This is a genomic window from Nonomuraea sp. NPDC050202 (genome assembly GCF_040656115.1).
Taxonomy (GTDB): Bacteria; Actinomycetota; Actinomycetes; order Streptosporangiales; family Streptosporangiaceae; genus Nonomuraea.
Window position 1 is genome coordinate 76967 of sequence record NZ_JBFALF010000001.1, and the last position, 25497, is coordinate 102463.

The following is a 25497-nucleotide window of genomic DNA, read 5'->3' on the forward strand; positions in this document are numbered from 1 at the left end:
TCACAGGTTCAGGCGGCTCGTCGGCCGCCACCACTGCCGGTCATCGCCCACGGCCTGCGCGGGCGCGGTCGCCGGCGGGGGCGCTTCGGCCTCCTGCACGGCCATGGCTTCTTTCAGCGCGTTCAGCAGCGCGCTCACGCCGTCGATCTTGTCGCCGCTGTTGGCCTTGTCCGGCTTGATGTTCCCGGCGGAGTCCGACGTCGTCGCCAGGTTGTCGATCATCCAGCGCATGACCGGGTTGCCGCCGTGCCGGATCGCCTTCGACTTCGTCAGCCGCAGCAGCGTCTTCAGCGGGTGGTTCAGCGACGCGACGCCCTGGTTGATAGGCACGCACGTCAGGCCCTGGTCGGCGGCCTTGGCCACCACATCCGTCGCGCCCCACCGGTCGTAACCGAGCGTGGCGACGCGGAACTTGTGGGCGTCCAGGTCGAGCTGGCGCAGCACCGCGTCGTTGTCGATCACGTTGCCCGGCGTGAGCGTCAGCCAGCCCTCCCGCACCCACACTTCGGCGTTGCCCGCCGTGCGCTTCTTCAGCTCCGGAAGCCGGTCCTCCGGCAGCCAGAACCGCCACAGCACGTCGTAACCGCCCGCACCGTCCGGGAACAGGTAGGCGACCGCCGTGATGTCCTCGACGTTGCTGAGGTCCAGCCCGGCGAAGCACTTCCGGCCGGCCAGCGCCGCCTCGTCTACCAAGCCCGCGGTGGAGTCCCAGTCTGCGAGGGCGATGTACTTGGTGACCTGCTTCGTGCGGATCCCGCAGTGCAGCCGCAGGAACGAGGCGAGTTCGGCAGGGTCGAGGCGGGCCGCCTCCGCCTTGTCCTCCAGGTACTCCTTCGACGGGGACACGCCGTACCCCGGGTTCGCCCGGCGCCACGTCTCCTCGTCGAACGGAGTCAGCCCCAGCTCGGCGAGGTGCTCCTCCGACTCCGCCGCGGCGAAGATGACGCCGTACGTGGACACGTGCTTGATGACGCGGCGGGCCAGTTCCTCGATGCGCTTCCGCCACCGCGCGTAGATCGTGTTCGGCCGCCCGTCGTCAGCCGTGGTAATGATCACTATGAGCGGCTGCCGACGCGACCCCGTCCCGGTCATGATGGCCTCGACCAGCGCGCCGCCGTCCTTGTGCACGTGCAGTTCGTCGATCACGCCGCCGTGCACGTTCGCGCCGTGCAGCGCCTCCGCCACCGACGCGACCACCGCGAAGTACGAGTTCGTCGCCCGGTGAATGATCTTCCCGGCGAGGGCCTTCACGAACGGCTTCAACGCCGGGCTGTGCTCCGCGAGCTGCTTGATCGGGTTGAAGACGTACCCGGCCTGGTCCTTCGTCGTCGCCGCGGCCAGCACCTGCGCGCCGTCCTCACCGTCCGCGGCCGTCAAGTAGATGCCGATGCCGCCGCACAGGGTCGTCTTCCCGCCCTTGCGAGGCAGCTCCACGTACAGGGTGCGCACCACCCGCACGTAGAGCCCGCGGACCTTGCGCACCCAGCCGAACGTCGGCGCCAGGATGTAGGCCACCTGCCACGGGTCCGGGTTCAGCGGCCGGCCCGCCCACTCTCCCTGCGTGTGCCGCAACTGCCGGAACGCCGCCAGCACCCGGTCCACGCGTTCCGGGTCGAACCGGGCCGACTTCAGCACCTCGCCCGGCTCGGGCGTCTTGAACAGCGGCGGACAGTCCGGGAGCGGGATCCCGCGGTCGATCAGATACCAGGCGACCTCCGGGGAGAGTTTCAGCCGCGCGAGCTCCGCGGCGTCCGGCATCTGCTGCGGAGGCTTCCGCGTCCGCCTCGGGGCGGCCACCGGGTCACCCCGAGCCGGCGAAGGGATTCTCCTCACCGCCGTGGCCCTCAGGCGGAGCCAGCTTGTTCTCCGCCGCCGGCGTCATCCCGAACTCGGCGCACCACGCCCGGAACTCCGACGCCGCCCGCTCCACCACGCCCACCAGCGGGTTCAGCTTCCGCAGGCCCGTGTCCGAGGTGTAGGCCATGCCCTCCGACGCGAGCTGCTCGGACGCATCCCGCCAGCGCACGTACGCCTCACACGCCATCTGCAGCGCCAGCCCGTCGATCGGCTTCAACAACTGCAGCCGCTGCAGCTCCGCCACGAGCTCGTCCCACACCAGCGCCGCGTCCGGGCTCAGCTCGGCCGGCTTCGTCGGAGGTAGCCGCCGGAAGCCGGGAGAAGGCTTGACCTCGCGTCCGCCAGAATCCCGGCCACCGCCGCGGCCTTGCAGCAGCTTCAGCCCGGCCGGCGCCGACTTACGACCCGCGTTCGCGGCCATCGCCACCACCTCCCGGGAAAAGATCCGGATTCTGAGACGCCGAAAATCCTGCTGGGCGCGGGTCGTGAGCACTTCTCTGACCAGGGAAAACGTACCGGGGGGTGGATCAAGCGCTGACCTGCGATGATGCCCCTTTGGCTGCGTTGCATGGTCTGCACAGCACGCCGAGCGGCCCATCTTCTCGCCCGCCTGTCGCGACTGCTTCGATGTGGTCTGCGGTCAGGTCCGAACTCGGGTGGCCTGGCCTGCCCCAGCCTGGACACCAGTCGCCGTGCTCGGCTTGCCACGCCTCGACGGCCGCGGCCCGGCGTTCCTTCTCGGCGTTGGTGTACGGCCTACGTGTCCGCTTGTCCTGCGTGGTGCAGGTGCCGCATCGGCCAGTGCCAGGGTGGAGCCGCTGACATCCGGGGCAGCGGGACCGCGGCTTGACCGGCACGCGAGAGTCACAGGCTGGCCAGTGCGGGGATCAACACGGTGAGGATCCACAGCACCAGGCCAAGCGCCATCAGATTGATCCGGGCGCTGACGTTGAACGTGGCGAGGGCGAACGCCACGAACCCGAGGATGAGCAGGATGAGGATTACGGCGTCCAGCATGTCGATCCTCCGGTGGGCCGGATACGACGAAGCCCGGCGCTTGGCCGGGCTGGTTTCCCGCTTGTGGCCTGACGTGTCAGCGCCGTGCGTGGCTGAGGAGACACGTCTGGTGAGTTACACCAGATGATGCGCCATTCGTGGTGTGGCTGGCAAGCGGGCGGTGCCGCGCAGGGCGGCGAGCTGGTCGAGTTCGTCGCACGACAGGAGGATGGCGCGGCCTCGGCGCTCGCTGGTGAGGCGCCCTTCGTTGACCCAGCGTTGCAGCGTGCGGGCCGGGATGCGGTAGATGCGGGCAGCGTCCGAAGTGGTGATGCGAGTGCCGCTGGGTTCGTTCACGATTGCTGCATCCTCATCAGCGTTGGAAACTCATTCGAGATGATCGATTCGAATGGTATGGGCGTGAAGGTCCACAGCCCATCGTCGCCCGTCTTCGTCGGAGAAATGCATCTTCAATCCAGCGTCGTGCAAGGCCTGCTCATTGATGTCTGGCCAGATGAAGGTGGCCTCTGCTTCCGGGGCCAGTCGGTCCAGCTCGTATGCCTGCATCAGCACGGTTGCTCCCTCTCGGTATATGTATTGCGGACGCTGGAGGCTATCGGCGTGGAAGCTCAGGTTCCTGACCACCATGTCGCTGCCGTTTTTGACTTCAACAGCACCAGCCACCCCGCTTCCCGCCTGCCTGTGCCAGATGTCCTGCATCAGCTCTGTGGCGGTGTCCAGGCTGTGCACCAGAGGAATCGTGCCGCCCCGGTATTCGATCTCGTACGTCGAAATTCGCACTCGCCTAGCTTCGCCAAGTTGGCGCTGGCGCGACTCCTGCTCGGCTTGCCGTTGCGCGGCCTCGCGCGCGTCACGCTCATGTTGAAGCTGCTCGATTTGCAGGCCAAGAGCCCTACCTTGCTGACGCACTGTTACCACGATCAGAAGCAGTGTCCCGAGCGTGCCGATGGCGACGACGGCATCGCTTAAGGCTGAGACGACATCGGTCCAGTTGACATCGTCGGCTCCCGGTACAGGCGATGGAGATGGGGTCGGTGTCACACAGGGTGTGACGGCTCAGGCGCCAGTCCGGTTGTCTCGGAATGATCAGCCTGCCAGGCGTGGTCTCGTTTTGGCGTACCGCCTGCCGAATCTGTTCCACTGCGCTGGGTTCAACGCCAGCGCGCACACGTCGCAGTAGATCTCGCTCGGCCGCGGGTCGCCGTCCAGCCGCACCGTGGCCCACAGCACGCCAGCGCATGGCCCGTCGTCCAGGATCTCAATGCACGGGCCGACGTACACGGGCAACCGGCCCGGATCGATCACGCTGTACGCCCTGCCCACCAGCTCGCCGAGCACATCCTTGAATGCGCCGGCGTCGCGGTTGGCAGCGAGCCAGTCGAGGTGCGGCCCGAGCCACGCGCACTGCGCGGCCGCGTTCGGTGGCGGCCCGATGAGGCCTCGCTCGATGGCCACGATGGAGGTGATCCGGGCGAGGTCGTGCCGAGTCTGGGAGAGCCAGTCGCCGGCGCGCGGGTTGAACGGGAGCGGCGTCTCGCGGCTGCCGCTGACGGCCGGGCCCGCACTGTCGGAGCCGGCCGGGAGTTGGGCGAGTACGTCCGCGTGAAGCTCGGGAAGGTCGGCGACATGCCGGCTCAAGCCTGTACGGCAGCCAGGGCACAGGTTGAGGCCATCGGCGGCGTGCCGGGGCCGGTCGGGGTCGTGCTTGTGCTGGGCGAGGCAGATGGCGGGGTCGATGCGGCGGCGGACCATGTTCGGACCTCCTACAGCCAGGACAAAGGAATCCCGCGAAGGATCTCGGCCTGGGTTGGTGCGGCGGGGTTGGCAACGAGCGGCAGAAAGACGGCTCTCTCGGTCTGGCCGTACCAGCCGGTGGTGCCGCAGTCGTTGCAGATCCTCTGGCCGGGCAGCTCGGCGAGGTTGGTGATGTCGATGGCGTTGTCGTGCGGGCAGCCAAGGAACTCGGCAGGGAGCTGCTGGTCACAGCCCGGGCAGAGCGCGGCGAGGATCTCGCCTGTGACGACGGATTCGACTGGTACAGCCTGGGCGTGGTCGCAGCGAACGGTTCTGGCCATGGGGATCATCCGTGGTAGTCGGGGCTCTGCTGGTCGATGACCCACGCCTCGTACTCGTCGGCGGTCATCTCCTCGGACGGCTCAAGATCAGGCACGGCCGGGCCCCTTGGCGTGGGGGTGGTTGCGCAGCAGGTCCTCCAGCGGTGGCCTGCCCGCTCGCTGCGAGGCCCGGTCGGTGCCGGTGAGGATGGCCTCCAGCGTCTCGAACCTGTGGAACACATTTGCGGTGGCCTTGTCGATCGCCTTGCCGGTCGCCTCGGTGAGGTCCTTCAGGCCCGCCTCCAGCGCGGTCGTGATGCGGTCGTCCACCTTGGCGGGGATCCCGTCGAGCAGTTGCTCGATGGCTCGCCGCTCGGCTCGCAGGTCCTTGAGCAGGCCGTGCGCCTCGCGGATGACTTCGCGGAGTTCCTCGGCTGCGTTTGGGTCAGACACGTTCGTCACAGGGCCTCCCCGCGCAGCACGGTGCGCTGCGCCATCAGCATTCGGCCGAGCCAGTTCGCCCCAGGCGCTACGCACTCCCGGCCGCCGCAGCGGCAGTCACCCCAGTGCTGGTCATGCCACCGATTGCCCTCGATCAACGTGGCGGTGCCGGTGGCGAGCAGCACGGCGGCGGCCGGGGAGCCGAGCCCGAACTTGGCCTCGATCACCATGCGCATCGCCGTGTATCGGACGTGCGTGGCCCAGCCAGGCCGGAGCGTCGCCTTGCGGCCGAGCCGTTTCGCCTCGCCTGGGGTGGACGCGGCCAGGATCGCCGCCCGCTCTGCCGGGTCGAGGGTCTTGGCCGCGTTGAAGGCGTGCTCGGCAGTGGGATACATGATCTCGCGATCTTCCAGGCTGGAGTAGATGGTGACGGGGACGCGGGCGAAGTTGGACAGCGGCTCCCACTCACCGCTGAACCTGTCGATCACTTTGAGTGCGGCGTCAGGCATGATCGGCTCCGATCTGGAGGGCGATGCGGGCGGCCCGGTACGCGGCCTCCCACAGGTCGGCATGGGTGCGCGACGCGAACAGGGAATCCACGTCGGCGAGGATGGCGTCGGCGATCTGCCGGGCGACCGCGCGCCTTGTCTGGGCAATGGACGTCTCGCCGTTGCGCGCCGTTTCGCTCCCGATCGGTCCGGCAAGTTCAGGAGAGATGGTCGCAGACGCGCCCGTGCGGGCCGCTGGCGGGTTTTCGGGGCCTTCCGGGTGTCTCGGGACCGCCCGACCCTCCGAATGGGCCTCAGAATCACTCTCAGCGCTTCGGATCATGACAGCCCCTTCGTTGGCGACCACGCCATGTCCACGAACCGGGCGTAGTGGAGCTGGTGCGCGACGATCACGTTCGCGGTGGGGCCGTTCCGGTTCTTCGCCACGATCAAGTCGGCTTCGCCCGCCCGGGGCGACTCGTCGTCGTAGGCGTCCTCCCGATGCAGCAGGATGATCACGTCCGCGTCCTGCTCCACGGCGCCGCTCTCGCGCAGATCCGACGGCTGCGGACGCTTGTCGCTGCGCTTCTCCGCTTCCCGGTTCAACTGGCTGAGCAGCACGATCGGCACCTCGAACTCGCCCGCCAGCAGCTTCAAGCCACGGCTCAGCAGGGCGATCTCCTGCTCGCGGTTCTGCGCCTTCGCCGCGTTCATCAGCTGCAGGTAGTCGATCACCACCAGTTTCGCCCCGCCCTGGCGGGACAGGCTGCGCAGCGTCGCCCGGACGTGCTCCAGACTGCAGCCCGAGCGGTCGTCAACGATGAGCGGCGCGCCGGAGATGCGAGTGCCAGCCTCCACGAGCCGCTCCAGTTGCCCGTCGTCGACCTGGTTGGCGCGGATCGCGTGCAACCCCACCCCCGACTCCGCCGATGCCATGCGCTGCAGCACCTCGCGGCGGCGCATCTCCAGCGTGAACAGCACGCTGAGCTGACCGTCCCGGATGGCCGCCTTGCGTACGAAATCCACGGCCAGCGTGCTCTTGCCGACGGACGGCCGGGCACCCACCACGATGAGCTGCCCGGGCTGGAGCGCAGTCAGCAGGTGGGCGAGGTCGATGAACGGCGGGACGACACCGGACGGCGCGGGCGGCGGGTTCTCCAGCTCGTCCAGCAGCGCCGACATCTCGCCGGACACGTCGAACTCGATCCGGTCGCCGGGCCGCACCGCCGCCTCGTCGATCAGCTTGCGGATCAGGTCGGGGTCGGCTTCGTCGTCCCACGCCTCGTTCGCGGACACCTGCTGGCCGCGCATGCATGCCAGGTGGATCCGCCGCCGGCGGGCGTCGGCGGCCACCCGGCGGGCGTGGTACGTCCACGCCCCGCCCATCGCGGCGTGCTGCATCAGCGTGTGCAGGTAGGCGCCGCCGCCGAGCCGCTCCAGCCGGGTCAGGTCGCCGCGGACCGCGAGCGCGTCGAACACGGCGGCCGGGTCCACCGGCTTGGCGTCGTCGGCGAGGGCCTGCGCTGCGGCGTAGACGAGCCCGGCCGGGCTGTAGAAGTCCTCCGGCGTGACGATCTCGGCGATGTCGTCGAGGGCGCCCAGCCACAGGGTTTCCCGCGTCTGGATGGCCGCCCCCACGACGGCCATCTCGGCGGCCACGATGCCCGGCGTCGGCGCCCAGCCGTCGGCCGCGAGCTCGTTCACGTCGGCGGTCATGCGGTCCTCCGGCGGTCGGCGCCCGCCATCTGCACGATGGTGACGCGGTGGGACATCCGGGAGGCGACCCGCTCGCCCACCATGGACCGCAGGTCGAGCTGGTTGCTGGTGAGGATGGTGGGCCGGTGCTCCTCCCACCGCGGGTCGAGCAGGGCGCCGATCTGGTCGGAGTCCCAGTCGCCGATCCGCACCGAGCCGACGTCGTCGATGGCGAGCATCCCAGCCTTGGCCAGCCGGTCGAGGGCGGTCCAGTCGACGGGCGGGGTGATGAGCCGCTGCAGCCGCCTGGCGGGAACGATCTCGACGCGACCGCGATATCCGGCGGCGACCATGCGGTCGGCGAGTGTCCACACGCTCCAGCTCTTGCCGACGCCGATGTTGCCGACGATGACGAGGTTGCCGTACTCGCCGACGGCCGTCTTGTCGGCCCAAGCGGCGATGTCGGGGTGGAGCAGACCGGGCGCGTTGTAGGCGGCGGGCCTGGCGGCACGCAGCCGGGCCAGCCGGTGCTGGGTTTGCTCGGTGTGCCACTGCTCGTATGGGGTGCTCATAGGATGACCTGCCCGTTTCTGATGTCGTCGGCGGTGGGGACGGGTGCTCGGGAGCCGCTGCCGGCCGCGAACCGGCCGCCGGTGCCCGCGTCTTGGCCGGGGGTGGTGCCCATGCGCAGCAGTTCGCGGCCGAGGTCGGCGAACCCCTTCCGGCCCGCTGCAGTGGCGGCTTCGAGCAGCCGGGCGGGGTTCTTGCCTTCGTCGAGGAGTTCTCGGGCCTGCCGCCCGACCTGGCTGATGAGTCGGGTGGCGGGGCGTTCGCCACTGGCGGCTTGGGCGCCTTCGATCCATGCGGCGACGACGTCACCGGCGTTGGGCGGGGAGTCGCGGGGCGGAGTGTCGCCGCCCGGCGCGGTAGCGCCCGCCGAAGGCGGAACGGGTTCGGGACTGGGTACGGGAGAGAGCACCGTAGTACGTACATCAACCCGATCCCGGCGCGCGCCCGCGCGCGAGCCATCGTTTGCCATGGGGTCGTGGCTATTTGTTATCTCGGTGCCATCAGTGGATGGCAAAGTGCCATCGGGTTGCTTTGCGCTTGCTATGGCGTTGCCATCGTCTTGCTTTGGCGGTGCCATGCGGTTGCCATCCGGCGGTGGCTTCTTGTCACCCCACCGTTTGGCAGCCCCCTTCTTTCCTGCGGCCGACCGGGCGGCGCTCACCTCCTTGCCGGGGAGGTACTCCGCGAAGTCGTGGATCATCCATCCGTCGTCGACTTCTTCCCACAGCCCGACCTCTACGAGCAGTGCGGCCATGGCCCTGCCGTCCGGGCCGAAGAACCGGCGCGGCAGCGTTGGTGGGATCAGTCCCGGAACCTTGCCCGCTCTGCGCGTGTTGCGGTGCGCGTACGTGAGGCACAGCGTCCACAGCCCGATGGCGGCCGCCGCGCCGTCCATGTCGAGGAGGGCGAGCACCTTCGGGTGGTCGTCGAATGCGTCGTCGATGCGTGCCCATGCCACGGTCTCTGCTCCAGGGGTCTAGTGGGTGGTGCTGGCTTGGAGCGGGCCCGGTCTTCGGCGGGGCTGCTCCTGCTCACAGCCTCCGGAGCTGTCAAGGACGTCCCGGCATTTGTTGGCGACATTTCGCGGCGCAATATTTTTGAAATGCGGCGGTGGCCGATAATCTTCAGCGGCTGGCTTCTGGTGGATGCTCACGTCCTGCGCCTCCGCCCCTTGGTGGGCCGGTGGCCGACGTGCCAGCCGTCGCAGAACTCGCAGGCGTACGCGGTGAGGGCGCCGGGGGCGGCGCCGCGGGCGACGTGCCAGGCGACGGCGGCGAGTGCTCGCGCCTTGCTGTTGTGGCGGCGCTTGCCGTCGCACTTCCGCCCTTTGGTTTCGGTGCGCGTCACGGCTGCCGCGCCTCCTCCGCCAAGAGGTCGGTGTCGATCGCGAGCACCACGCCGGGGCCGATGGTGACGAGCAGCCGGTCGCCCTCCACGCACGCCCGGGCGGCCCGCGCGGCGACGTCGGCCGCCAGCCCGGCCGCGGTGAGGCGCCGCATGAGATCGGCGATCCGCAGTTCCGCCTCCGGCCAGACGCGGGTGTTTCCGGAGCCACCCGCGTGCGTTGGGCGAATCCACCCCCTGGTGGCCCAGAAGTCGAGCCGGCGGTAGGACAGGCCGCGCTTGCGCACCTCGTTGAGGGTCATCGGGCGTCTCGTGTTCATCGGATCTGCCCCGCCCTCTTGACGGTGTAGCTACACCCGCCTACGGTGTAGCTACACCTACTGAGGAGGGCGCCATGACCGGCACCTGCGTCATCTGCGACAACCCCACCGACAACACCCAGCAGGCTCAGATCGGCGACCAGGTCGGCCCGTGCTGCCTCGACTGCGCCCACTGGTGCGACGGCAATCTCATCGAGGCGTGACGTGCCGGGACAGCGCGCCGACGGCATGCAGACGCGGGGCATCCCGCTCCACAAGGACCTGTGGACGGCGGCGAAGGCGCGAGCCGACGCCGACGGCCGCCCACTGGTCGCCGTAATCCGCGAACTCTTGCAGGCGTACGCCGACGGGAAACTTCGGCTGCCTCCCTCGTGACACCTCATGACGGCAGCTCACCGAGGTCGAGCATCGGCATCTCGTCCGCACGTTCCTGCTCGGCGGCCGCGAGGTTCTTGATGGCCTGCCGGTAGTAGGACGGCTTCAGCTCGACCCCGATGCCGTACCGGCCAGCGCGGACCGCAGAGTACACCTCCGACCCGACCCCGGCGAACGGGGTGAGGACGCGTTCGCCCGGGTTGGACCACAGGGCCAGGCAGCGGTCGATGACGTCGAGCTGGAGCGGGTGGACGTGCTTCTCGTCCTCTTCATCGCGGGCCTCCCGGAACGGCAGCACCCGGTCCAGCCGGACGTCGTCCCAGAACGCGCTGGCGTACTGGCGCCAGATCCAGTGGCTATACCGGTTCTCGGTCTGCTTGCCCTCCCAGCCGCGGTACCGCAGCAGCTCGGCGGGCGGCTGGCGCTCGCCGGCGTACTCGGTGAGGCCGACCGGGTGGGCGATGGGGACGGGGTTGTCGCCGTGGCGGCGGAAGATGAGCAGGTAGTCCGCGCTGGCGACGCTGCAGCGTGAGGAGTCGTCCACGATGGTGCGGTGGGCGAGGGCCTTCATCAGCGTCCTGTTCCTGACGGTCAGCGGCTCCTTCCAGACGCTGTACCGGGCGGCGTAGGAGAAGCCGCACCGCTCGTGCAGCCGGATGATGTCGCCGGGGAAGTCCATGAGTGCGTCGCCGCGGCCGTGGTTGGACTTGGGGATGTCCATGCAGTGGACGGCGCTGATCCGGCCGGGCATGGTGAGCCGGGCGATCTCGCGGACGATGAACTCGTACTGCTGGAAGAACTCCTCGTAGTCGAGGCAGTTGGACAGGTCGCGCTCGCTGCTGCTGTAGGTGTACAGCCCGGCGAACGGCGGCGAGTACGCCGAAAGGTGGATGGACGCGTCCGGGTAGGCGGGCATGACCTCCATGCAGTCGCCCAGGTAGAGCGCGTACCGGTCGGTGATCTGCTGGTCTATGACGCCCACTGGGGGACCTCCACGGGGTGCGGGTAGTCGGTGGTGCGGCGGATCGTGGTGGCGTCGCGCATGTGCGCCACGAGCGCGTCGAACATCGCGTCGGCCGCTCGGGCCTTGCGCTGCAGGTTGGCCAGTGCGCGGGCGCCGCCCTCGGTGGTGACGATGTCCACGGTCACCGGCTGGGTCTGGCCGAACCGCCAGCAGCGGCGCACGGCCTGGTAGTACTGCTCGTAGGAGTGGCTGGGGAAGAACGTCATGCGGTGGCAGTGCTGCCAGTTCAGCCCCCATCCGGCGATGGACGGTTTGGTGACCAGGACGCGGATGTCGCCGCGGGAGAACGCGGCCAGCGCCTCCTCCTTCGCCTCGATCGGGTCGGAGCCCTTGATCTGCACGGCCCCGTCGATGAGGCGGGTGAGCAGATCACCCTCGCGGTTGAGCTGGCACCACGCGATCCCGTGCTCCGGGCCGGACAGCAGTGCAGCGGCGGCCTCGCAGCGCTCGCCGATGGTGCGCCGCGCCTCCTCGCGCTCCTCCCGCACGCCGACGGCCGGCACCTCGAACAGGGTGCCCTCCGCGGGGCGGCGGGCCTTGACGACGTGCTCGCGCTGCACCAGGTCGGGCAGGGCGAACCCGTCGTCGGCAAACCCGTAGTCGGACGGCCGGCGTAGCGCCCGCGCCCACGACGACACCCAGCGCCAGAACGGCGTCTCGGCGTGCCCCTTGAACCGCCACTTCGCCGCCTCGCCCCGGTAGCGGTTGGTGGCGCTGGTGTTCCGGTCGTTGACGAAGAAGCGGTTGAGCATGTCCATGTGCCCGAGATGGCCGAGCGCCTCGGAGCTGGTGCCGAGCTCGATGTAGTCGTTGGGCGCGGCCGTGGCGGTGGCCAGCAGCCGGTGCGGCTTCTTGCGCATGAAGTCGGTGACGAGCTTCCGCCTGGCTCCGTCGAACGCCTTGATCGCCGACGATTCGTCGCACACGACACCGTCGAAGTCGTCCCGGTCGAACTTCTCCAGCCGGTCGTAGTTGGTGATGGTGATGGGTGCGGTCACGCGGCCGTCGCGGCTGACGGCGGCGTCGATGCCGAACTTCTGCGCTTCGCCCTCGGACTGGTAGGCGACCGCGAGCGGGGTGACGACCAGCACTGGCCGCCTGGTGTGCTGGCGGACGCTGTCGGCCCACACGAGCTGCATCGGCGTCTTGCCGAGCCCGCAGTCGGCGAACAGCGCGGCCCGGCCCTGCCGGAGTGCCCAGGTGACGAGGTCGTGCTGGAACGGGAACAGGAAGTCGGGCAGGCTCTCGGGGGCGAACCCGTGCTCGCCTCCGAGTTGGGTGCGGCGGGCGAGGAAGTCGGCGTAGCTGACCGTGCTCATGCCTGCCTCAGCGACATGGCTAGGTACCGGTAGGACGGGTCGTCGCCGGTGATCAGGACCGGCTTGTGCGCTTCCAGCATCGAGATGGTGGCCACGTCGCCCGGGACTCCGTGCAGGCCGTCCACGATGAACTGGGGCAGGAACGACACCTTCACCTCATCGGCGCCGTCGAGCGTGCACGGCACGGCCTCGCTGCCGCGGCCGAGGTCCCCGCCCCCGGCCGACACCTCGACCTGATCGCGGGTGAAGGCGAGCCGGACGGCGCTCAGCCGTTCGGCGACCAGCGACACCCGCTTGATCGCCTCCGCGAGCGGGCCGGCGTCCACCTTGGCCGTCACCGGGACGTCCACGCCGTCGAAGGCGGCCCTGTAGTCGATGTACTCGGCGTCGAGCAGCCGGGTGACGGTCTGCCGCCCGCCGGAGGTGAGGGCGAATTGGGAGTCGTCGGCGCCGATCTCGACGGGCCCGTCGGCGAATCCCTTACCGGCGTCCTTGAGCGTCTTGGCGGGCACGAGCATCCCGGCGGAGACGCCTTCGACGGTGGGCTGCCACGGCAGTTTCGCGGCGGCGATCCGGTACCGGTCGGTGGCGGCGAGTTCGAGGCCGCCGTCGTCGATGTCGATGCGGACGCCGGTGAGCATGATGAGCGTCTCATCCGGGGAGGCGGCGGGTACGACCTGCGCGAGGGCGGTGCGCAGTGCCGCGGCGTCGACCTGGCCGAGCGCGGCGGGCGGCTCCGGTAGCGCGGGGAAGTCCTCGACGGGCATTGTGACGAGCCCGAACTCGGCGGTCCCGCACCGGATCTCGACTTCGCTGCCGGACAGGACCAGCTCGACGGGCCGGTCGGGCAGGCTCTTGGCGACTTCGGCCAGGAGGCGCCCGCTGACGACGACCTGGCCGGGCTCGGCGACGTCGGCGGACACGGTGTTGGTGGCGGAGATGTCGTAGTCGAACGCGGACACGGTGAGCTGGTCAGCGTCCGCTTTCAGGTGGAGTCCGGCGAGGATGGGTACGACGGGCCGCTGGGGCAGGGTGCGGGCGGTCCACGCGACGGCGTCGGCGAACACGTCGGCGGGCAGGGTGATCTTCATTCCTCGTCCTCGTCTTCCTCGTCGGAGAACAGCGCGTCGTACAGGTCAGGAGCCTTCTCGCGAAGGCAGGGCAGGCAGACGTCGCCAGTGCGCGGGTCCAGCCAGCCGGCCCCCTCGCGCGGGTTGGGCTCGACGCGCAGGAGTTCGGGACACTCGGCGTCGAGGTGGCCGAGGATCTGACCGGTGTGCACCACGACACCGGCCGGATACCAGGGCCGCAGCCAGTAGGTGGGGTCGCTGGACAGCTCAATCTTGGATGTCATGGTCATGCGGACGCCCTCTCGTGCTGGGCGATGATGGCGGCGGCCAGCCGGGGCCCGCGCTTGGCCAGGTGTCGGTCGACGGCGACCTGCGCGGCAGTCACGTCCCCGGTGACGGCGGCGAGGGCGACCAGCGCGGTGATGACGATGTCGCACAGCTCGCCAGCGACGTCCTCCACGGTGTGGGTGACGCCCTTGCGCGGGTTCTGGCCGGTCAGCCCGATGTAGGCGGCGGCGGCCTCCCCGGCTTCCTCGGTGATTTTCAGGATCTGCAGGGCAGTCTGCTGCTCGCTGCGGCCGTTGGCGGCGTTCAGCCAGTCGACGGCGGCGGTGACGTGCTCCCACAGGTCGGTGGTGGTCGTGGTCATGCTGCTGCCTTCCTGATGAGGAGGAGGTCGTCGCGTTCCTTGGGTGTGGTGCCGCCCCAGATGCCATCGAGGTCGGGGCCCAGGTCGAGCGCGTACCGCAAGCACGCCTTCGCGAGGTCGCAGCGCCCGCACACGCCTTTCGCCTTCGCGATCTGCCGGGCGTGCTTGTCGCCGTAGCTCTCCGGAAAGAACAGCTCGGAGTCGGCGTCCTGGCAGGCCGTGCGCTTCGGTAGCGGGTCCTCACGCTGCCTACCGCTCTTGGAGAAGCGGATTACTCGGGTGCGCTTGGGCGGGGGCGCCGCGGCGGGGGTGGGGTTGGCCGCGAGCGTGCCGCTGCCGGCGCACCGGGTGGTGTCATTGAGCGGCTGCTTGCTCTCCCGCGGGTGGGAGATGAAGGTGCGGTCCGTCTTGAGCTGGATGGTGGGCCGCCCGCATGCGGGGCATGCGGCGACGAACCGTCTGCGTTCGCCGGACGCGGTGTAGGTGGTGGTGAGGTCGTCGCTGGCGAGCCCGAGCATGTCGAGCACGAGCTGGAGGTCGGCGGCGGGGGCGCCGAGCCGTTCGGCCGCTTCCTGCATGCGCTGGGCGGCGGCGGCCCGCTGGTCGGGAGTGGTGACGGCGAGACGCCGGGGGGATGTGACGGCGGTGCTGCGCCGCTTCTTGCCGGTGCGCTTCTGCTTGCGGACGATGGCGTCGTTCTTGCAGCGCTCCTGCTGGAGGACCCATTCGGCGTCGTGGTCGCGGGTGCTGTAGCGGGTCTCGCTCATGCGGCACGCTCCAGTGCCTCGCCGGTGATCGCCTCGACCAGCGCGCTCACGATGAGTTCGGCGACGGGCGGGGTGACGGCGTTGCCGTACTGGCGGACGCGCTCCCGCTTGTTGCCGAGCACCACGTAGTCGGGGGCGAACGCCATCGCCCGGCCGATCTCGTGCGGTTCGAGCATCCGGAACAGCACGTCGTCGATGTCGATGTCGTCGAGCCCGTTGACGACGGCGTACTTGTCGCGGGTGGTGAGCGTCCCGATCGGCTCTCCGACCGGGCGGGCGTTGCCCTTGCCGAAGTACGGCACGAGCAGCGTCTCCCAGGTGACGAGCGACTGGTGGCCGGCTGTGGTGAGGGTGCGCAACGGCTCGTTGAAGGGCGTGCACATCTGGCTGGCGTCGCCGCGCGGGGTGTTGTTGCGCATGACGAACCCGGGCGGGACGCAGAGCCCGTGGTGGTTTCCGGACGCGGTTACGGTGGCCAGCGCCTGCATGACAGAGCGGGCGTCGGAGGAGCCGCCGCGCAGTTCGGCGACGAACGGCAGCCACGCCAGGCCCGTCTCGTTGCGCGCGGTCTGGGTGCGCAGGGGCGTGTCGGCGGGTGAGGCTTCCTTGCCTTCCCGGCCTTCGACGGGCACAAGCAGAGGCGGCACGACCAGGCCGTGGTTGCCGCCATCGGCGACGATCGTGGCGAGCGGGTCGGTGTCGGCGCGCAGGCTGCGGTTACGTCCCGAGCGGAGCGGTACCAGGAAGGGCGGCACCGCTACGCCGAGGTGGTTTCCGGACGCGGTGACCGTGGTGAGCGTCTCGTCGACGCCGCTGGTGCGGACGTCGCCTTCACCGCCGCGGTGGACGGTGATGAACGGGGGCACGGCGATGCCGTCGTTTTCGCGGGTGGTCCGGGTGGGCATCGGCTCGTCGACCGATGTCGCGCCGTCGCGCCAGGTCCCGCCCGCCGGGACGATCATCGGCGGGACGGCGACCGCCTTGGTGGCCGTGGTCGTCTGCGTGGTCAGCGGCTCATCGACGGGCCACGTGCGCACGCCGGGACGGCGCTCGAACGTATTGCCTGCCGCCTCGATCGTGATGGGCCGGGCGTACTTCTTCAGGCCCGCCTTGATCCGCGCGAGGGTCTTGTCGGCGAGCGGCTTGTCCCGGTCGCCGATCCGCTGGCCGGGCAGCGTCCAGTCGATGGCGTACATGGCGGGCAGCGCGAACGGCTCGACGACCGTGTTGCGGCAGGACGCGCGCGGGCACCGGTAGACGTACTGCTGCCGGTAGCGGCCCATGTCCCGGCCGGGGGTCTTGAACACCTGCATCGCCTTCACCCACTCGCCGCAGGTGGGGCAGTACGCGAGCGGGCGCAACCACTTGTCCCAGTCGGGGTGCCGGCCGAGGCTCTCGTGCCAGTAGGCGTAGTACCAGCGGTCGCGCGACTGCGGTGCCCAGCCGGTGGCGTTCGGCTGGGCGTGCATGCTGTTCTTGGCGATCTTCCGGTCGTGGTAGCCGAGCTTGCGGATCTCGCGCCGCCAGCGGGGCATCTGGTCCCACGCGTCCACGTCGACCACGTTCTCGACGACACCGGCCAGGACGAGCCCGCCGCGCTCTTGGACGCCGCGCAGGTACATGGGGACTTCCTCCATGAGGGCGCGGGACCGTTCCGCTTCTTCGTCTCGTTGTTCGCCGAACAGGGAGTCCTGCAGGGAGACGTGGAAGTCGCGCCGCTTGCCGTTGGCCTGCGACCATTGCGGGCACTCCGGGGAGGCCCAGAAGATGTCGCAGACGGGCCACCGCTCGACGGGGGCTTCGCGGATGTCGCCGCGCCAGTGGTCGGTGTTGGGGAAGTTGGCGGCGTGGCTCTCGATGGCGCGCTGCCAGTGGTTGGCGGCGCGGGTGACTTCGACTCCGGGCACGGCGTGCGCGCCCTGGCTGGAGCCGCCTGCGCCACAAAACCAGTCCATGAGGGTCAGCACGAGGCGGCCTCCTTGATCTCGGCTCCTTGCCTGGCGACGTGATCCACAGCCCAGATGGCGAACGCGGCGATCGCGGCGGCGCTGAGCCTTCGGTTGCGCCGGAGCTGCGCGGTGAGGGTGCCGTGGCCGGGGGCGTTGCGCAGGGCGGCGAGCTCGATGGCGGCGAAGCTGCCGAGGACGCCGGCGGCCCAGCACGCCCACGCGCGCGGGTAGATGGTGGTGGTGCTCGCCGTCGTGCCCGAGGGAAGTGCGGGCACGACGGCGGCGGCGCAGCGGGTCACCGGGCACCCGCTTTCAGCTCGGGGTGGAGGGTGAGGAACCCGGCCCATACGGCGTCGCTGCCGAGCGTCGCGAACTGGCCCTCGACGGTGAGGCGGACGTGCTCGAACTCGGCGGCCCACACCTGCCTGGTGAGCGCGACTTCCAGCGCTTCGAGCCGGGCTTGCTTGCGGGCCTTCCGGCGGCGCCGGATCTCGTAGGCGGCGTTGACGGCGAGGATCGCGGTGAGGCATGACACGGCGATCACGAACTCGGGGGTGACCTTCATGTCGGCCTCCGGTCGAGCACGTCGTCGGCGTACGCCAGCGCGTGGTCGAGGTCGCGGCAGTCGTCGTCGCCGGCGGCTTCGACGAGCCGCCGGAGCGCGGCCTGGAAGACGCCGTAGAAGCTCTGGTAGTAGCCGCGCGTGATCGCCCAGGTGAGCAGGTTGCTGCCGACGATGAGGACGATGAACGCGGCGAACGAGGACAGGTCAAACATTGCTGGCCACCGCCTCGACGATCGCGGGACGCACTTCGGGGTTGCAGGTGGGGCACAGGTAGTTGCCGTCGGGCAGGATCGTCCACCGGTTCCAGTCGGCGCTCTCGCCGATCGCGACGTGGGCCTCTTCGAGGTCTTCGAAGTGCGCGGTGCCGTCGCCGTCGAAGGTGTCGTTGCAGCCGCCGCAGGTGATGGTCACGCAGGGGTGGTCGAGCTGGCTCGGCTGCCAGCCGGTGTCGGTGCCGACCCGTGCGAGCGCTTCGTCCTCGGTCCGGAAGTGGGTGGTGGCGGGCCAGTTTCTGGCGTAGGTGCCGCCGTTGGCGCGGGTGAGGATCCAGCAGTTGCCGGAGGGTTGCTCGCTCGCGGCTTCCGGCACGGGGTGGCTGCGTTGGGGGGTGCGTACGGCGATCGACTGGCGGAGCGCGTCACGCTCCTGCTCGGCCTCGGCGACCCTTGCCTCCGCCGTTTCGGTGCGGTAGCGCAGCCGTTCCACCTCGCTGATCAGGTCTGGCAGGTCGGTGCCGATCAGCCAGGCGAGGGTGCGCCGGTCCTGTCCGCGCACGCACACCTGGTCGCCGGGGAGGTTCGCGCCTGCGCCGGCGAGCCAGCGCAAGGTCCACAGACGCTGCTTGATGCATTCCAGGTTGGGCGGGATGAACTCAGCCATTCGCGGCCACCGCCTCCCGGGTCCTGCGCTCGCGGATGGCGGCACGAGTCGCCTTCCGGATCGCATCCTGGAGCTGGCCGGGGATGGCGACCAGTTCGGCGATGTGGAATGTGTCCCGCTCGCTGTCCGGCGCGAGGATCATCACCTCAGGCGGCGGCTTGCGCGGCTCCCATGTGCGGGTGCGGCAGCAGTCGGCCGCGTCCTCCGCGCTGTATCGGCCGGCCTGGAGCCAGTTGGTGGTGTAGCCGGACTTGTTGGGGCCCCAGTAGGCGTGGTGCTCGTTCGACCAGACGAGGTAGGTCCCGTTCTCACGCATTGGCGGCCACCGCCTGCCGTGAGGCGACCTTCGCCCGGTCGTACTTGGCGATGCCCCACACGATCGCGTGGCAGGCCCACAGGAACGACCAGTCCCAGTCGCGCAGCTCCCACTCCTGCCAGTCGGTGAACGCGAACTTGTGGCCGTCGTCGGAGGTGAAGGTGAACTCGTCGAGACCACGCAGCGCGGTCTCCTCGTCGTAGGTGCCGCAGCCCCACCAGGTGTCGAAGAAGTGCTCGTGAACCGCCTTGCGCAGGCTGCGCATGTAGTCGCGGGTCTGCCGGTGGCACGGCTTGGCCAGCTCCGGGCCCAGGAGGTCGAAGTCGGGCAGGCCGAGCTGCTTGGCCCGCTCGGTGAGCCGGTCATGCAGGAAGGCCTCGTACTCGTCCCGCAGCGCCTGCCGGATGCCGGCGAGCAGCAGGTCCTCGGAGTACGTCTGGACGGAGCGGCGGCCTTCGGGCAGCTTCTCCGCCCAGTAGTCCGGGTTGATCTCGTCGGACCTTCGTGCACGGAAGAACTCGAACATGTCGGTCGTACGCGAGAACACGTACGCGGCGTTGAGGTCGCCCCGGATGGCCAGGCTGCCCGGCCATGTGACGACGTCGAACCAGTAGAGGCCGCGCCTGCCCATACAGCGGAGGTGGCGGTACAGGCCGTCGTCGTGCAGCACGGTCAGCTTGTGGAGGCGGGTCTCGCGGGCGAACCGCTCGGCGATGTCCTGGCGCATCAGCCCAGCACCTCCAGCGCGGCGTTGCGCAGCTCGCGCACCACCGTGGCCGCGTCGCGCTCGTCCGACCAGGCGCCGAGCGAGTCCACGTACGCGTCGTCGCGCGACAGGGCCAGGAAGTCGATCAGCATGTCGGCGGTGTCGAGCACCAGCCGCCAGTGGCCGGTCGCGTCGCGGTCGTCCTCCCAGGCGTGCGGGTCGAAGCCGCACACGATGGCGATGGCGCCGAGCACGTCCACCGGCGCCTCGCGGGGCGGCAGTCCGAACGTCTCGTCGTAGTAGTCGTCGTCCGCCTTGCCCTGCGCCTCGATCAGGTCGGCGGCGGCCAGCGCCACCGCAGCCGGGGTGAGCGTCAGGTTGATCGTGTCAGTGGTCATGGTTGTCTCCGCGGGGAGAAGTCGTCTGGGAAGGGAGCGGCGCGCTACCGGATGCGGCTTCGCGCTCGCGACCAATGCGGTTGATCATGTTGAGGATCGGCTCGTCTTCTCCGACCTCGTTGGTGACCAGCACGCCGCCCTGGCGGGACTGCGTGATCTCGTACTTGATCTGCTTGAGGCGCGGGATGCTGGTGCGCGGGTCGTGGATCTCCTCCACGTAGTCGGCGGCCTTGCGCACCGGCGCTTCGCCGCGCTCGACGTGCACCGCGTCCGGGTCCGGGTCGCCGGTCGGCACCATCGCCGCCGTCAGCAGAAGCACGCGCAGGGCCACGCTCTGCGCTTTCGCGGTGCCCTTGTCGGAGGTGTCGAGCGCCTCGCCGGCCGACTGGAGCGTGGACGGCAGGGTGTCGCCCATCGGGCCGACGACCATCCACGTGACGGTGACGGTGCACTCCCGCATGGGGGTGCCCTTCGCGGTCTTGGTGTCGCGGTGTGCGGCTTCGACGTGGACAGGCAGCACGAGTACGCCGTGGGCGCGCACGACGGGCCCGAACGTGTTGACGGTGCGGTCTACGCCTCGGAACCAGTACTTGGTGTCGCGGCCGTCGTACTTGTCCCGCTTCGAGATCTTCCGCACGTCGGCCATGACGCGGGTCCAGGCGACGTGGACGGGCACCTGTTCGGGTCCGCCTTCCCGCTCCTCGACTTCGACGTCGGGCAGTTCCTCCGGCGGCGCGGCCGGGGCCGGGCGTTCGGCGGTTTCCTCGGTGGGCTGCCCGGCCTGGTCAGGCCGGGCCAGGGCGGCGGCCTTGTCGGCGAGGCTCATGACAGCGGCTCCGTGAGTCGGTTCGCCTTCGGGATGTGGAGCTTGAGGGTGGTGCGCTCGGTGACGCACTCGGCGTACGCGGCCGGGTACTTCTCGGCCAGCAGTTCCAGATCGACGTCGGGCGCGACGCCGACCTCTTCGAGGCCGTACAGGTACTCGTTGCCGATCCGGCCGATGCGGTGCGGCCCGAGCGCCGCGACCATCGCCGCCTTGTGGGCCTTCTTCTCCTTCTCGGCGGCGGACGCGCGCAGCCGGGCGTCCTCGTAGGCGAGCAGCAGTTCGGGGGCGTCGGTGCCGTCGAGGTCGGTGGTGCCGTCCCGGTCCGGGTGGAGCCGGTCCCACAGGTCGAGGAGTTGTTCGGGGTCGCCGGACGCGGGCGGCGGGGTGCGGTCTTGGATGCGCTGCCACATCTGGCCGGCGACGGTGACGATGTCGGCGATGAGTTGCTCGTTGCCTTGCCGCCTGATGACGTGCTGGCGGTAGTCGTTGCCGCCGATGAGTACGGCGGTGTGGATGTGGTCGTAGCCGCTGACGGCGATCTGGTGGAGCGTCTGCGCGAACACGTCGTCGGGGACGGCGCGCCGCCACCTCTTGGCCACCCATGCCGAGCGGTGTTTCACCTCCAACGCGCACCGCTGGCTGGTGTGGCGGGCGAGCGGGCATTCGGCTATCTGCCGGTCGAGGGTGCACATCATCCACGGCCGGTCCACGTTGGCGATCAGCCCGACGCGCCGGACGACGCTCCGGTTACGCCTGGCCCACTCGCGGGCGATCGTCTCTTCGTGGAGGGTGCCCCACCGCGCGGGCTCGCCGGGGTCGTCGTCGGGCGGGAGCTGTCCGATCTTGTCGTAGTAGACGTGGGACGGGGTCTTGTACCCGACTTCGAGGATGTCGGCGACGTCGGAGCTGCCGATGCCGTGGCGGCGTGCGGCGAGCCACACGTCGCGGTCGGCGGTGGCGGGCAGTACGAGCCGGGCGGTGGGCGTGACCCTGCGGCCGGGCGCGGTGGTGGCGTTCACGCGGCACCTCGTGCGTGCGCCTGCTTGATCGACGCGTGGTCGACCAGCCGCCGTCGTTGTACGCGCCGCCCATCCCGCCACCTGCGGCGGTCAGCGGACCAGATTCGCGACGGCGCCTCGTGCTCGTGCCACAGCCTGAGGAAGGCCTCGCGTGCGGCACGCACCCGCCAGTGGAACGCCTTGTACGACAACCCGAGGGACGCGGCGCCGGCCTGGTAGTCGCCGAGCGTGGCTAGCGCGAGGAGTGCTTCACGCTGCGCCTCGGTCAGTTCGGGCCAGATCTGCCACAGCGCCGTCTCATCGACGATCCGGCCTTCAGGGCTGGGGCTGGGTATCCCGACTCCGAGCCAGAAGGTGGCGAATGAGGGACGGATGTCCCGCGCGTCCCGGTCCCAGCCGTGGCAGCGTTCCCCGGCCCAGACAGCGTCAGCGATGGCGCGCATCCCGGCGTTGATCAGGTCGAAGGGGCGCGGCGGCTCGTCGGCCGTGTAGAGGTGTTCGGCAACTGCGGACCATGCCGCGTGGTAGCGCTCGCTGGCGGGGACAACCCCGGAGCGTGCGCCGCGGCGCACGGCCATGCGGGCGAACTGGTCGATGTCGGCGATGTTGTAGCCGTGCCGGATGGCGTGGACGTCGATGTCCGGCGTGCGCGTAGCCATCATTCCTCGCCTCCGTCCCGCAGGTAGAGGCTGGACGAGGCGTTGAACGCCCGGTCGAGTGTGTACGCGAGGTGGTTCGCCACCTCCCGCGACTCGTGCGTCCACGTCCGGGTGAGAGCCACGGCGTCGCGGTCGTCGTCGCTGGCGTCGACCAGGTTCCCGGTCCGGTCCATCGCCCCCAGTCGTGCGTCGAGCTGGCGCAGAAGCTGGTCCAGGCCGGAGGCGGCGGTGCGCACCGCACCGAGGACGTCGTGGATGGTGCTCGGGTGCGGAAGGGCGTCGGCGTCCATGGTGTGGTGGTTGAGCACACGCACGCACTCGGCGAGCCCGTGTGCGACCTTGACCGTGTAGTCGCCGCTGCGCGGCCCGTCGGTGTTCAGGCGCAGGCTGCTCATGCGCTGGCCGCCTCTCGCACGGCGGCCAGCCAGTCGGCGACGCGCACGCACTGCACGGTGTCGGTGGCGGCGACCTCGATGGTGCCGATGGTGAGCGAGCTGTCTGTGGCTGCCCAGATGAGCACGATCCGGCCGGGGCCGGCCTTGTAGGAGCCCTTGACCTTGACGATCTGGCCGTTGTGGGGGGTGAGGTGGTCTCGCCGGATCGCGGTGGCGTCCACGGGGACGGTAGGCAAGTCCTGCATCATCGGCCACCGTCCTGGGCTTGCGTCATCGACTCCACCGCGACGGCGAGAGCGGCCTGCGCGGTGTCGTCGTCCCGGGCGACCACGAGCGCCAGCGGCGCGTGGGGCGGCTCAGATTCGCGCAGCTCGGTGGTGGCGAACCCGGCCTCGGTGAGAGCGTCCGCGTACGGGGCGAGCCGCTGGGCGTTCATCTGCCGCCAGCCGCCCATGCCGTACAGGGCGCCCTCGCGGACGTCCTCGATGATGACGTGCACCGGCAGGCCGGGGGCCGCCTCTTCGGTGAGGGCGTGGACCCGGTAGCCGTCGCCCCACTGGTTGCGCATGGGGTGTCCGGCGGCGGTGAGCGCGTCGATCACCTCGTCGCCGAACGTCTCGATGGTGGCGCGGAACTCGCTGGCGGTGTCGGTGGTGGTCGTCACCGGGCCACCGCCGGAGCCTCGACGTAGACGGCGCCGTACATCTGCGCGATGCCGCGCGCGAGGTCCTCGATGGTGACGTCGTAGCCCCACTCGCGGTACGCGGCGGCGTGGTCGTCGGTGGTGTTGCAGATCTTGGCGAGGCGGCCGTGGTGCCGCTCGACGACCACGAGCGTGGCGTCGTCGGGCAGTTCGGTGCCGCGCCTCAGCTCGGGCGTGATCGGCTCGACGGTGATGCTGTGGGGCACGTCCGCGAGGTCGGGACGCTCGTCCGTGTGCTGGCACGGCGGCGTGATCTTGGGCGCCTCCGCGATCAGCCTGTCGGCGAGATGCCGCAGCACCGCGACCTGGCAGCGGTTGAGCGTGCCGTCCCAGGCCACGTCCTGGCAGGCCGTCTGCTCGACCTCGGAGAGGCCGTGCGTGTTGTACGTCGAGGCGAAGCTGCTGACGATCCACATGTCCTCGGGCCACGCGCGGCCGTCGGCGACGCGGCGCAGGGCGGCGGCGTCACGCGCGGCCAGCCACGCCTCTTGTACGTCCTCGGGCTGCACGGGCAGCAGGTCGTGGTCGCCCCAGATGCCCATCAGGTGGACAGCGAGCATGTCCGGCATGGGCAGCATGGCGGTGCCGTTGGCGAGCTTGGCCAGCAGCATGCGGGTGATGCCGCGCAAGCCGGGCGCGTAGGTGAGCAGGGCGATCGCCTGCCGGTCGCGCGGGTTGAGGCTGGTGCAGTCGTGGCGAACGGCGTTGCGGATGGCCTCGGCGATGTCGAGCACGTCGAAGTCGGTGAGCGGGAGGCCGGCCTGGTGCCGGTCGGTCCGGGTAGGTGCCAGGATGGTGGTCACGGTCTGCTTCCCTTGCTGTGTAGGGACGGCGGGTCGGGCGGGCCCACCCGGTTGCGTCGGGTGGGTCCGCGAAACGGTCAGGGCTGGGTGGCGAGTCCGAGGCTTTCCAGCAGCGCGGACTTGGGGACGCGGTAGGCGTTGCCGACGCGGATCACCCGGCACGGGAACTCGCCCTTGCGAGCGAGCTCGTGGCTCTTGGTGCGGCCGATGCCGTACGCGCGCCCGGCGGTGACCAGGTCCACAGAGACGGGCAGGGCCAGCACTTCCTCGGTGGTGAGCGGCCGGGTTCGCCGGTTCCTGCGGGTGCTGGTGTCGGCGGTCGCGGTCATGACGCCTGCTCCCGTGCTTCCTCGTACATGAGGTCGTCGAGCACCTGCGGGGAGGAGGGCGGGTCGCGTAGGACGCTGCGGATGTCCACCACCAGGGCGGCGGCCAGCCGGTAGAGCACCTCGTAGGAGACGTCCTTGTGCTCGTTTTCGATGTTTGCCATGTGCGGGGGCGAGATGCGGGCCCGCTCGGCGAGGTCGCGCCGCTTCATGCCGGTCTTGAGCCGGAAGTCCTTGATGGCGGACCCGTTCTGCTTGGTGCGTCTCGCCGGAGCTTGCCTGTTCTCGCCTTCTCGCATGTCGCGAGACTAGGAATACTGCGGAATACAAGTCAAGAGAGAATAGGCAAGATCAGGCAATCCGTTATCGGCCTGTAACTGATCCACCTGCTAGGCCAGGTGCGTGAGGGGGTTACGGGAGTTACGCCGTCGTGTCAGCCTGCTTGATTGTTCCTATGTATTCCTGTCAGCATGGCGGTCATGGTTGGCGAGGATCTGGCCCGGCTGGCGAAGTACGTCGTGCGCCGGCGCGTGGAGCTCGGATGGAAGACCCGCGAAGCGTTCGCGGCCGCGAGCGGGCTCAGTGTTCGCACCCTCGGAGACATCGAACGGGCCCGGCGCAAGGTCGGAGACGCCTCCATCGCGGCCGTCGAGGACGCCCTAGGGTGGCGGCCCGGCGCGTTCGACGCGATCCTCGCCGACCGGGACCCTGAACTCGTCGAACCGCCCGCCAGCCCGGTCGCCAAGAAGTCGGACGCGCTGGCCGCCCTGGTAGGCGACGACCCGGACCTGCGCGCGATCGCCGACGGGCTCCGCGCGATCGCGGAGCTCACCGAGGGGGAGCGCGTCCACATGGTCACCCTGCTGAAGGCCCTGCGGGGGATGGCGAACCCGGGTGCACAGCAGGACGGCCAGTCGAATAGCGGCGGAAACCGTCACGCGGGTTGACACACGGTCACGGAAT

General features: G+C 69.9%; 41 protein-coding genes. 3 read left to right on the plus strand and 38 right to left on the minus strand.

The features are described 5' to 3' along the window. From AB0I79_RS00395 to AB0I79_RS00465, 15 genes are all read right to left on the minus strand, one after another. Positions 1-1758 (minus strand): terminase TerL endonuclease subunit, encoded by a 1758-nt coding sequence (locus AB0I79_RS00395; RefSeq protein ID WP_357865343.1) that lies wholly within the window; start codon positions 1756-1758, stop codon positions 1-3. 43 nt (positions 1759-1801) lie between these two features. Further along, the gene (locus AB0I79_RS00400) at positions 1802-2350 is read right to left on the minus strand and encodes a phage terminase small subunit P27 family (protein WP_357865345.1); all 549 of its coding nucleotides are present in this window, start codon (positions 2348-2350) and stop codon (positions 1802-1804) included. A gap of 371 nt (positions 2351-2721) precedes the next feature. After that, positions 2722-2874 (minus strand): hypothetical protein, encoded by a 153-nt coding sequence (locus AB0I79_RS00405; RefSeq protein WP_357865347.1) that lies wholly within the window; start codon positions 2872-2874, stop codon positions 2722-2724. A gap of 114 nt (positions 2875-2988) precedes the next feature. Further along, entirely contained in the window at positions 2989-3210 is a 222-nt protein-coding gene (locus AB0I79_RS00410; protein WP_357865348.1) for a helix-turn-helix domain-containing protein, read from the minus strand. A gap of 30 nt (positions 3211-3240) precedes the next feature. Continuing rightward, entirely contained in the window at positions 3241-3915 is a 675-nt protein-coding gene (locus tag AB0I79_RS00415; protein ID WP_357865350.1) for a hypothetical protein, read from the minus strand. A 45-nt stretch (positions 3916-3960) separates the two neighbouring features. Next, the gene (locus AB0I79_RS00420) at positions 3961-4626 is read right to left on the minus strand and encodes a hypothetical protein (protein ID WP_357865352.1); all 666 of its coding nucleotides are present in this window, start codon (positions 4624-4626) and stop codon (positions 3961-3963) included. 11 nt (positions 4627-4637) lie between these two features. Beyond that, entirely contained in the window at positions 4638-4949 is a 312-nt protein-coding gene (locus AB0I79_RS00425) for a hypothetical protein (protein ID WP_357865355.1), read from the minus strand. Between the two features lie 87 nt (positions 4950-5036). Next, complete coding sequence (locus AB0I79_RS00430) at positions 5037-5381, minus strand: hypothetical protein (RefSeq protein ID WP_357865357.1); 345 nt, start codon at positions 5379-5381, stop codon at positions 5037-5039. A 5-nt stretch (positions 5382-5386) separates the two neighbouring features. After that, on the minus strand, positions 5387-5878 hold the full coding sequence (locus tag AB0I79_RS00435) for an NADAR family protein (RefSeq protein ID WP_357865359.1): 492 nt from the start codon (positions 5876-5878) through the stop codon (positions 5387-5389). Continuing rightward, complete coding sequence (locus tag AB0I79_RS00440) at positions 5871-6200, minus strand: hypothetical protein (protein WP_357865361.1); 330 nt, start codon at positions 6198-6200, stop codon at positions 5871-5873. Before AB0I79_RS00440 ends, AB0I79_RS00435 begins: the two co-directional genes overlap by 8 nt. Next, entirely contained in the window at positions 6197-7573 is a 1377-nt protein-coding gene (locus AB0I79_RS00445) for a replicative DNA helicase (protein WP_357865364.1), read from the minus strand. Before AB0I79_RS00445 ends, AB0I79_RS00440 begins: the two co-directional genes overlap by 4 nt. Continuing rightward, a complete protein-coding gene (locus AB0I79_RS00450; RefSeq protein WP_357865365.1) occupies positions 7570-8124 on the minus strand; it encodes an ATP-binding protein in 555 nt (184 codons plus the stop codon). The genes AB0I79_RS00445 and AB0I79_RS00450 overlap by 4 nt, the downstream gene beginning before the upstream one ends. After that, a complete protein-coding gene (locus AB0I79_RS00455) occupies positions 8121-9080 on the minus strand; it encodes a hypothetical protein (RefSeq protein ID WP_357865367.1) in 960 nt (319 codons plus the stop codon). The genes AB0I79_RS00450 and AB0I79_RS00455 overlap by 4 nt, the downstream gene beginning before the upstream one ends. Before the next feature lie 191 nt (positions 9081-9271). Further along, complete coding sequence (locus AB0I79_RS00460) at positions 9272-9469, minus strand: hypothetical protein (RefSeq protein ID WP_357865369.1); 198 nt, start codon at positions 9467-9469, stop codon at positions 9272-9274. Beyond that, complete coding sequence (locus tag AB0I79_RS00465) at positions 9466-9786, minus strand: MerR family transcriptional regulator (protein ID WP_357865371.1); 321 nt, start codon at positions 9784-9786, stop codon at positions 9466-9468. Before AB0I79_RS00465 ends, AB0I79_RS00460 begins: the two co-directional genes overlap by 4 nt. Positions 9787-9860: 74 nt before the next feature. On the opposite strand from AB0I79_RS00465, the gene AB0I79_RS00470 reads away from it, so the two are divergent. Further along, on the plus strand, positions 9861-9989 hold the full coding sequence (locus AB0I79_RS00470; protein ID WP_357865374.1) for a hypothetical protein: 129 nt from the start codon (positions 9861-9863) through the stop codon (positions 9987-9989). A gap of 1 nt (position 9990) precedes the next feature. After that, a complete protein-coding gene (locus AB0I79_RS00475; RefSeq protein WP_357865376.1) occupies positions 9991-10161 on the plus strand; it encodes a hypothetical protein in 171 nt (56 codons plus the stop codon). Between the two features lie 4 nt (positions 10162-10165). Here AB0I79_RS00475 and AB0I79_RS00480 read toward each other — a convergent pair whose 3' ends face one another. The 23 genes from AB0I79_RS00480 to AB0I79_RS00590 all read right to left on the minus strand — a co-directional run bounded on the left by AB0I79_RS00480 (position 10166) and on the right by AB0I79_RS00590 (position 24833). Continuing rightward, positions 10166-11143, minus strand: a complete 978-nt coding sequence (locus tag AB0I79_RS00480) for a DNA methyltransferase (RefSeq protein ID WP_357865378.1) — start codon at positions 11141-11143, stop codon at positions 10166-10168. Further along, positions 11131-12504 carry a hypothetical protein gene (locus AB0I79_RS00485; RefSeq protein WP_357865379.1) on the minus strand — a complete coding sequence of 458 codons (1374 nt, stop codon included), beginning with the start codon at positions 12502-12504 and terminating at the stop codon, positions 11131-11133. Before AB0I79_RS00485 ends, AB0I79_RS00480 begins: the two co-directional genes overlap by 13 nt. Further along, the gene (gene dnaN, locus AB0I79_RS00490; RefSeq protein WP_357865381.1) at positions 12501-13595 is read right to left on the minus strand and encodes a DNA polymerase III subunit beta; all 1095 of its coding nucleotides are present in this window, start codon (positions 13593-13595) and stop codon (positions 12501-12503) included. The genes AB0I79_RS00485 and dnaN overlap by 4 nt, the downstream gene beginning before the upstream one ends. Next, on the minus strand, positions 13592-13858 hold the full coding sequence (locus tag AB0I79_RS00495) for a hypothetical protein (RefSeq protein ID WP_357865383.1): 267 nt from the start codon (positions 13856-13858) through the stop codon (positions 13592-13594). Before AB0I79_RS00495 ends, dnaN begins: the two co-directional genes overlap by 4 nt. A gap of 2 nt (positions 13859-13860) precedes the next feature. Next, entirely contained in the window at positions 13861-14223 is a 363-nt protein-coding gene (locus AB0I79_RS00500) for a hypothetical protein (RefSeq protein ID WP_357865385.1), read from the minus strand. Beyond that, positions 14220-14990: a WhiB family transcriptional regulator gene (locus tag AB0I79_RS00505; protein WP_357865387.1), complete on the minus strand. Its 771-nt coding sequence runs from the start codon at positions 14988-14990 to the stop codon at positions 14220-14222. The genes AB0I79_RS00500 and AB0I79_RS00505 overlap by 4 nt, the downstream gene beginning before the upstream one ends. Then, positions 14987-16945, minus strand: a complete 1959-nt coding sequence (locus AB0I79_RS00510) for a DNA cytosine methyltransferase (RefSeq protein ID WP_357865388.1) — start codon at positions 16943-16945, stop codon at positions 14987-14989. Before AB0I79_RS00510 ends, AB0I79_RS00505 begins: the two co-directional genes overlap by 4 nt. 5 nt (positions 16946-16950) lie before the next feature. Further along, positions 16951-17238 carry a hypothetical protein gene (locus AB0I79_RS00515; RefSeq protein WP_357865390.1) on the minus strand — a complete coding sequence of 96 codons (288 nt, stop codon included), beginning with the start codon at positions 17236-17238 and terminating at the stop codon, positions 16951-16953. Further along, positions 17235-17504, minus strand: coding sequence for a hypothetical protein (locus AB0I79_RS00520; protein ID WP_357865392.1), 270 nt, complete (start codon positions 17502-17504; stop codon positions 17235-17237). The genes AB0I79_RS00515 and AB0I79_RS00520 overlap by 4 nt, the downstream gene beginning before the upstream one ends. Next, on the minus strand, positions 17501-17716 hold the full coding sequence (locus AB0I79_RS00525) for a hypothetical protein (RefSeq protein WP_357865395.1): 216 nt from the start codon (positions 17714-17716) through the stop codon (positions 17501-17503). The genes AB0I79_RS00520 and AB0I79_RS00525 overlap by 4 nt, the downstream gene beginning before the upstream one ends. Then, the gene (locus AB0I79_RS00530) at positions 17709-18383 is read right to left on the minus strand and encodes a hypothetical protein (RefSeq protein ID WP_357865398.1); all 675 of its coding nucleotides are present in this window, start codon (positions 18381-18383) and stop codon (positions 17709-17711) included. The genes AB0I79_RS00525 and AB0I79_RS00530 overlap by 8 nt, the downstream gene beginning before the upstream one ends. Continuing rightward, a complete protein-coding gene (locus tag AB0I79_RS00535) occupies positions 18376-18699 on the minus strand; it encodes a hypothetical protein (RefSeq protein WP_357865400.1) in 324 nt (107 codons plus the stop codon). Before AB0I79_RS00535 ends, AB0I79_RS00530 begins: the two co-directional genes overlap by 8 nt. Further along, complete coding sequence (locus AB0I79_RS00540; protein ID WP_357865403.1) at positions 18692-19426, minus strand: hypothetical protein; 735 nt, start codon at positions 19424-19426, stop codon at positions 18692-18694. The genes AB0I79_RS00535 and AB0I79_RS00540 overlap by 8 nt, the downstream gene beginning before the upstream one ends. Beyond that, complete coding sequence (locus AB0I79_RS00545; protein WP_357865406.1) at positions 19426-19803, minus strand: hypothetical protein; 378 nt, start codon at positions 19801-19803, stop codon at positions 19426-19428. The genes AB0I79_RS00540 and AB0I79_RS00545 overlap by 1 nt, the downstream gene beginning before the upstream one ends. Further along, the gene (locus AB0I79_RS00550) at positions 19793-20629 is read right to left on the minus strand and encodes an ERF family protein (RefSeq protein ID WP_357865409.1); all 837 of its coding nucleotides are present in this window, start codon (positions 20627-20629) and stop codon (positions 19793-19795) included. The genes AB0I79_RS00545 and AB0I79_RS00550 overlap by 11 nt, the downstream gene beginning before the upstream one ends. Then, complete coding sequence (locus AB0I79_RS00555; RefSeq protein ID WP_357865412.1) at positions 20626-21648, minus strand: YqaJ viral recombinase family protein; 1023 nt, start codon at positions 21646-21648, stop codon at positions 20626-20628. The genes AB0I79_RS00550 and AB0I79_RS00555 overlap by 4 nt, the downstream gene beginning before the upstream one ends. Continuing rightward, complete coding sequence (locus AB0I79_RS00560; RefSeq protein ID WP_357865414.1) at positions 21645-22310, minus strand: hypothetical protein; 666 nt, start codon at positions 22308-22310, stop codon at positions 21645-21647. The genes AB0I79_RS00555 and AB0I79_RS00560 overlap by 4 nt, the downstream gene beginning before the upstream one ends. Next, the gene (locus tag AB0I79_RS00565) at positions 22307-22702 is read right to left on the minus strand and encodes a hypothetical protein (protein ID WP_357865417.1); all 396 of its coding nucleotides are present in this window, start codon (positions 22700-22702) and stop codon (positions 22307-22309) included. The genes AB0I79_RS00560 and AB0I79_RS00565 overlap by 4 nt, the downstream gene beginning before the upstream one ends. Further along, positions 22699-22938 (minus strand): hypothetical protein, encoded by a 240-nt coding sequence (locus AB0I79_RS00570; RefSeq protein ID WP_357865419.1) that lies wholly within the window; start codon positions 22936-22938, stop codon positions 22699-22701. Before AB0I79_RS00570 ends, AB0I79_RS00565 begins: the two co-directional genes overlap by 4 nt. 8 nt (positions 22939-22946) lie before the next feature. Further along, positions 22947-23366, minus strand: a complete 420-nt coding sequence (locus tag AB0I79_RS00575) for a hypothetical protein (RefSeq protein ID WP_357865422.1) — start codon at positions 23364-23366, stop codon at positions 22947-22949. Beyond that, positions 23363-24208, minus strand: coding sequence for a hypothetical protein (locus tag AB0I79_RS00580; RefSeq protein WP_357865424.1), 846 nt, complete (start codon positions 24206-24208; stop codon positions 23363-23365). Before AB0I79_RS00580 ends, AB0I79_RS00575 begins: the two co-directional genes overlap by 4 nt. A gap of 77 nt (positions 24209-24285) precedes the next feature. Then, entirely contained in the window at positions 24286-24537 is a 252-nt protein-coding gene (locus tag AB0I79_RS00585; protein ID WP_357865427.1) for a hypothetical protein, read from the minus strand. Further along, on the minus strand, positions 24534-24833 hold the full coding sequence (locus tag AB0I79_RS00590; protein WP_357865430.1) for a helix-turn-helix transcriptional regulator: 300 nt from the start codon (positions 24831-24833) through the stop codon (positions 24534-24536). The genes AB0I79_RS00585 and AB0I79_RS00590 overlap by 4 nt, the downstream gene beginning before the upstream one ends. 171 nt (positions 24834-25004) lie before the next feature. On the opposite strand from AB0I79_RS00590, the gene AB0I79_RS00595 reads away from it, so the two are divergent. Continuing rightward, on the plus strand, positions 25005-25481 hold the full coding sequence (locus AB0I79_RS00595; protein ID WP_357865433.1) for a helix-turn-helix transcriptional regulator: 477 nt from the start codon (positions 25005-25007) through the stop codon (positions 25479-25481). Positions 25482-25497: the final 16 nt, after the last annotated feature.